The sequence below is a fragment of the Pseudomonas emilianonis genome (assembly GCF_023072625.1).
Taxonomy (GTDB): Bacteria; Pseudomonadota; Gammaproteobacteria; order Pseudomonadales; family Pseudomonadaceae; genus Aquipseudomonas; species Aquipseudomonas paraveronii.
Genome location: NZ_JAKNRV010000378.1, coordinates 1 through 4728 on the forward strand (window position 1 = coordinate 1; position 4728 = coordinate 4728).

Genomic DNA, 4728 nt, shown 5'->3' on the forward strand with positions numbered 1-4728 from the left:
TCCACCTGGGCAATGCCACCTTGATTGATGGCCACGTGGTGATCTTCGACTGCATCGAGTTCAACGAACCGTTTCGCTTCACCGACATGCACGCCACCCCGACCGCCCCGCCCAGGGAGCGGAACAGGTTGGTGGTGCTGGTGGCGACGCCGATATCGTGCTGGCCCACCGAATTCTGTGTGCCCACCAGCGAGGTCGGGAACTGCATCCCGGCAGCGATGCCGCACAGCAACATGAACATTGCCGTCAACCCCAACGCCTGCGGCGCACTGTAGGCCATGCCGAGAATCGCCAAGGGGCTCAACACGGCGCCGCTGAGGATCAGCGGTTTATAGCGCCCGGTCACCGAGGTCATGCGCCCGGCAAAGTAGGCGCCCATCGGCAAGCCCATCGCCAGTGGCAGCAGGTGCAGCGCGGCGCTGTCGGCGCCGGAACCGGTTACCGTCTGAAAGCGCAGGGGCATCAGCACCGTCAGGGAAATCGCCTGGAAACTGGTGAAAAACATCGTGCACCAGCACAACACCGCGCTGCGGTTGGCGAACAGGTGCATCGGCAGCAACGGTTCCCGCGCACGCCGTTCATGCCAGACAAATATGCTCAGCGCCACCAGCGCGCAGGCCAGTAGCCCGAGCACCGAGTCATCGCGCCAATAATGGCCCTGGCCGATCTCGGTGATGCCCAGCAGCAAGGCGCTCAAGCCGATGATCATCAACACAGTACCGAGGTAATCGATGATCGGCTTGCGTTGCGGCAACGGCAGCCCGACCAGGGTGCGATGGGCCACGTACCAGGCACCGGCGCCCAAGGGCAGGTTGATCAAAAACACCCAGCGCCAGGACAGGTACTCGGTCATATAACCGCCCAGCACCGGCCCGGCCACGCTGGCCACCGCGTACATGCTGCTGAAATAGCCCTGGTAGCGGCCACGCTCGCGGGGCGGGATGATGTCGCCGATGATCGCCTGGCTCACCGAAATCATCCCGCCGGCGCCGATGCCCTGGAGCACCCGCGCCAGCACCAGTTGCTCCATGCTTTGCGCCATGCCACAGAACAGCGACGCCAGGGTGAACAGGCCCATGCCGATCAGCATCATCGGCCGCCGCCCGTACAGGTCGCCGAGTTTGCCGTAGATCGGCACCGCCACTGTCATCGCCACCATGTAGCCGGAGATCACCCATGCCAACAGGTTGACGTCGTGGAACTGCGCGGAAATGGCCGGCATGGACACCGCGACAATGGTCTGGTCCAAGGCACCGAGGAAGATCGCCATCATCAACGAGACGAGGATGCTGCGCACGGCGGGCACGGCTGGGGTGGGTTGATTGAGTTGAGTCACGGTAAACCTTCGAGCAAGGCCCGCAGGAAAAGGCGACCTGCGGGAATGCTCAATACGATAGCAGGCTATTCGATAGCTTCGTAAGGAAGCCCGACGTAATTTTCGGCGATGGTCGTGCGACCGGCGTGGGAGTTGATGAAGTACGCCAGTTCGCTCTCGGCAATGCGCTGGCTGAACCCGTCCGCCTCGGGAAATTGATGCAGCATCGACGTCATCCACCAGGAAAACCGTTCGGCCTTCCACACCCGCCGCAGGCAGATCTCCGAGTATTTCTCCAGCAACTCCACACGCCCCTCGCGGTAGACCTTGAGCAAGATCCGAAACAGCGTGCTCACGTCACTCGCCGCCAGGTTCAAGCCCTTGGCCCCGGTGGGTGGCACGATGTGCGCCGCATCCCCCAGCAGGAACAAACGCCCGTACTGCATCGGCTCGACCACGAAGCTGCGCAGCGGCGCGATGCTTTTTTCGATCGACGGCCCGGTCACCAACTGTTCGGCCAGGTGGCTCGGCAGGCGCACTTTCAGTTCATCCCAGAAACGCTGGTCCGACCACGCGTCGACCGATTCCTCAACGGGTACTTGCAGGTAGTAACGGCTGCGTGTCGGCGAACGCATGCTGCACAAGGCAAACCCACGCGCATGCTTGGCGTACACCAGTTCTTCATGGACCGGCGGCGTGTCGGCCAGGATACCCAGCCAGCCGAAGGGGTACACCCGTTCGAAGACCTTCAGCGATTCGGCCGGGATCGCTTGACGGGCGACACCGTGAAAACCGTCGCAACCGGCCACGTAGTCACACTCCAGGCGAAAGGTTTCGCCTTCATGTTCGAACGTCAACCAGGGCTGATCAGTTTTGAGCCCGTGGGGTTGCACCTCACGGGCGTTATACAAGGTGATGGCACCTGCGGCGGCGCGCGCGTCCATCAGGTCGCGGGTCACTTCGGTCTGGCCGTAGACCATCACCGATTGACCGCCGGTGAGCGCCTTGAGGTCGATGTGGGTCAATTGGCCATTGAGCGCCAGTTCGAAGCCATCGTGGACCAGGCCTTCCGCGTCCATACGCTGGCTGACGCCGGCCTCGCGCAGCAGGTCGACCATGCCTTGCTCCAACACGCCGGCACGGATGCGGCCCAGCACGTAATCGGCGCTTTGGCGCTCTAGAATCAGGGTCTGGATACCGGCCTGATGCAGCAGTTGGCCGAGCAGAAGTCCCGAGGGACCGGCGCCGATAATGGCGACTTGAGTTTTCAGTGTTTTCATTATTTTTGTGGTCCGCAAGTTTCACCCGAACGGATAAGGTGAAAGAGTTGTCATTGGTCGTGTTGCTGACATTTTTCACTTGAGTGGCCGCTATAAGAAGGTGAAAACTGCGCCAAAGCCTGCGCTTTTTGCCAATCGGGGCGATTACCGAACCACTTGCCTGAGTATCGGATTGAAACTATGACTAAAACTGCCAGTTCCGCGATTCCGGTGTTCAAGCTGTATGGGGAAAACCAGCAATGGCCGACGCCGGATTTGTTGCACTGCGAAACGATTTCCCGACGCAGCCGGGACTACCAGTGGGAAATCCAGCCTCACCGGCACGCGGATCTGTGCCAGTTGCTGTACGTCCACACAGGCCAGGCGCAACTGGAAATCGAAGGCCAGCGCACCACCCTCAACGAAGCGACCTTGCAGGTGCTGCCGCCGTTGTGTGTGCATGGGTTCCGGTTTGCTGAAGAGGTCGAAGGCTACGTGCTGACCCTGGCGGCACCGCTGGTCAGCCATCTGCAAGCGCAACTGGGCGCAACGGTGGACGGCCTGCAGGCGCTCGGCACTTACCCGGCAGGCAAGGACCGTGACTACCTCCACAGCCTGTTCGCCCGCCTTCAGGACGAATACGCCGATGAACAGCCGGCCCGGGACATGATGATGCACGCCCTGGTCAGCGTACTGCTGGTGTGGATCAGCCGCCAGGCGATCCAGCGCCGTCACCCACGGACACCGCGCGGGCAAGAATATTTCCGGCGCTTTACCCAATTGGTCGAGCAGCATTATCGCGAACACCCGAAGATTGAAGACCTGGCCCACAAGCTGGGCATCTCGGTCTCACACCTGAACGGCACGTGTCGGGAATTGGGCGGGCAACCTGCGCTACAGATCATGCATGACCGCCAATTGCTGGAAGCCAAGCGCCTGCTGACCTACACCAGCATGACCATCAATGAAATGTCGGAGGTGCTGGGCTTTTCCGACCCGACCAACTTCTCGCGGCTGTTCCGCCGACGGGTCGGGTTTTCACCCAAGGCGTTTCGCGAGCAACTCAAGGCCGATACACCCCAGGGTTAAAGGTGCGATCGTCCTCTGTTGGCCATTAGCGCAACGCGCTGAAACTGCCGGTGCGCGGAACGCATTGGTCCTGATGGCAGATGATCGCAAAGCTCGGCTGCATCCGGGTCTGTTCCACGCGATAGGCGGCAGTGCCGTACAGCGCGCTGGCTAAGGCGCAGAGGGTGAAGATCATCAGGTACTTTCTGGTTTTGACGGTCATGGCACAGACCTCTGAAGGATCTACTTGACGCTGTTTAAAGCATAGGTCAGTCAGGGCGAGTTGCCATTATTGGACGACATTCAACATCTGTATGTCGGGTCAGAGGCCCCTATCCCACTCCGGCGTTTCCGGAAACCTCTGCACCAGGAAATCCAGCAGGCTGCGCAGCGCCGACGGCATGTGTTTGCGCGACGCGTACACCGCGTAGATGTTCATCTGCCGCGGCTCGGCCGCAGGCAGCAGGCGCACCAGTTCGCCACGGCGGATGTGCTCCCCGGCCTGATAACTGGGCAACATCGCCACCCCGGCCCCGGCCAGCGTCAGGCGTAACAGCGTGCTGGCTTCGTTGGCGGTGATATTGCCGTGGACCGGCACCGAAACGTGCTCGCCGCCTTCCTCGAAATGCCACAGGCTTTTGCCGAAGTACGAGTGGGTCAGGCAGTTGTGCCGCGCCAGGTCTTCGACCTTGTGCGGCGCCGGATGCTCAAGCAGGTAGGCCGGGGTCGCGCACACCACCGAGCGACAGACGGTCAGGCGCCGTGCGATCAGGTTGGGGTCCAGGTCATTGCTGGTGCGGATCGCCAGATCGATGCGCTCATCCACCAGGTTGACCGTGCGATCGAGCATCTGCAGGTCGACCGTCACCAAGGGGTAGCGCTTGACGTACTCAGCGATGGCCTCGGCCAACTGCGCCAGGCCGAACGAGGTGCTGACACTCAGGCGCAACAGGCCACGGGGCGCATCATCCGGCTCGCGGACGGCGGCCTGCATATCACCGCACAATTCCAGCAATTGCCGGCAACGTGGCAGGGTTTCCCCGCCGGCGGCCGTGAGGCTCAGCTTGCGCGTGGTGCGATGCAGCA

4 protein-coding genes and 2 pseudogenes are annotated in these 4728 nt (G+C 61.7%); 2 read left to right on the top strand and 4 right to left on the bottom strand.

Annotated elements, in window-relative coordinates:
• A pseudogene (locus L9Z73_RS25590) lies at window positions 1-95 on the top strand (hypothetical protein); the annotation flags it as partial.
• Here L9Z73_RS25590 and L9Z73_RS25595 read toward each other — a convergent pair.
• A pseudogene (locus L9Z73_RS25595) lies at window positions 83-1336 on the bottom strand (MDR family MFS transporter); the annotation flags it as partial. The pseudogenes L9Z73_RS25590 and L9Z73_RS25595 overlap by 13 nt on opposite strands.
• A gap of 65 nt (window positions 1337-1401) precedes the next feature.
• Window positions 1402-2586 carry a 4-hydroxybenzoate 3-monooxygenase gene (gene pobA / locus L9Z73_RS25600; protein ID WP_247407135.1) on the bottom strand — a complete coding sequence of 395 codons (1185 nt, stop codon included), beginning with the start codon at window positions 2584-2586 and terminating at the stop codon, window positions 1402-1404.
• Window positions 2587-2775: 189 nt separating this feature from the next.
• On the opposite strand from pobA, the gene L9Z73_RS25605 reads away from it, so the two are divergent.
• Window positions 2776-3663 (top strand): helix-turn-helix domain-containing protein, encoded by an 888-nt coding sequence (locus L9Z73_RS25605; RefSeq protein ID WP_247407126.1) that lies wholly within the window; start codon window positions 2776-2778, stop codon window positions 3661-3663.
• A gap of 25 nt (window positions 3664-3688) precedes the next feature.
• Here the strand turns inward: L9Z73_RS25605 and L9Z73_RS25610 are convergent, their stop codons facing one another.
• A complete protein-coding gene (locus tag L9Z73_RS25610) occupies window positions 3689-3865 on the bottom strand; it encodes a hypothetical protein (protein WP_247407129.1) in 177 nt (58 codons plus the stop codon).
• 99 nt (window positions 3866-3964) lie between these two features.
• Window positions 3965-4728 (bottom strand): substrate binding domain-containing protein (locus tag L9Z73_RS25615; RefSeq protein ID WP_247407132.1); only part of this gene is annotated, 764 nt, incomplete at its 5' end.

Coding starts and splice junctions, on each gene's coding strand:
- L9Z73_RS25610 (WP_247407129.1), bottom strand. CDS start 3,865: ATGACCGTCAAAACCAGAAAGTACCTGATGATCTTCACCCTCTGCGCC.
- L9Z73_RS25605 (WP_247407126.1), top strand. CDS start 2,776: ATGACTAAAACTGCCAGTTCCGCGATTCCGGTGTTCAAGCTGTATGGG.